Raw genomic sequence first — 991 nt, 5'->3', positions numbered from 1 at the left:
TAGACGAGTAGTTCCGATGTCAGGGGTCGATGTCTTGGGTACGAAGGGAGGGTGTCCAAGATCGTGTTGTGACGCAAGACCTGGACACCCTCTTGACCGCACTTTACGTGAAGATCGACGACAGCATCCGTACGCCCCGGTGGCGTGGCCGGCCGCCACGGCTGACCGACTCCGAGCTGGTCTGCCTGGCCGTGGCCCAGGTCCTGCTCGGCGCCCGCTCGGAAGCGCACTGGATCCGGTACGCCCGTATCCACCTGCACGGCATGTTCCCGTACCTGCCCCAGCGGCCCGGCTACAACAAACGCCTCCGCGCTGCCCTGCCACTGATCAAGAAGGCCATCCGGGACCTGGCCCGCGACAGCGACTTCTGGTTCGACCACCACTGGATCGTCGACTCCACCCCGATCCCGTGCGGCATGTCGCGTCCCACGGTGCAACGCTCGGACCTGGCCGGCTGGGCCGGCTACGGCTACTGCGCCTCACACTCACGGTTCTTCTGGGGACTGCGGCTGTACCTGGTCTGTACCCCGGCCGGGATGCCGATCCTGTGGGCCCTGGCCAACCCGAAGATCGGCGAACGGGAGGTCCTGGCCGCGATGCTCGAACACGACGCCGCCCTGGTCACCGACCGCCCGGGGATCCTGCTGATCAGCGACAAGGGCTTCGCGTCCAAGCCCTTCGAACGGCAACTGGCCGACGAGTACGGCATCGAACTGCTCCGCCCGTCCCGCAAGAAGGAGAAGGCCCGCTACGGCGAACCGATGCTCAAGAAGGTCCGCCAGTTGATCGAGTCGGTCAACGACACCCTCAAAGGCCAGCTCGACCTGGAACAACACGGTGGCCGTACCTTCGCCGGCGTCGCCGTACGCATCGCCCAGCGGCTGCTGGCCATGAGCGCAGCGATCTGGCACAACAACAAGACCGGCGCACCCGTAACCCGGTCACTGATCGCCTACGACCACTGACCGGAATATCGGAACTACTCGTCTAG

Annotated in this window: 1 protein-coding gene; it reads left to right on the top strand. The window is 65.4% G+C overall.

Annotation, left to right across the window (positions count from 1 at the left end; all coding sequences use genetic code 11):
• Window positions 1–68 precede the first annotated feature (68 nt).
• On the top strand, window positions 69–965 hold the full coding sequence (locus tag Asi03nite_RS37485) for an IS982 family transposase (protein ID WP_203685256.1): 897 nt from the start codon (window positions 69–71) through the stop codon (window positions 963–965).
• Window positions 966–991: the final 26 nt, after the last annotated feature.

Origin of the sequence: Actinoplanes siamensis, assembly GCF_016862395.1 — a bacterium.
Taxonomy (GTDB): Bacteria; Actinomycetota; Actinomycetes; order Mycobacteriales; family Micromonosporaceae; genus Actinoplanes; species Actinoplanes siamensis.
The sequence above is the reverse complement of the archived record's forward strand: the minus strand, read 5'-3'. Positions and strand labels throughout refer to the sequence as shown.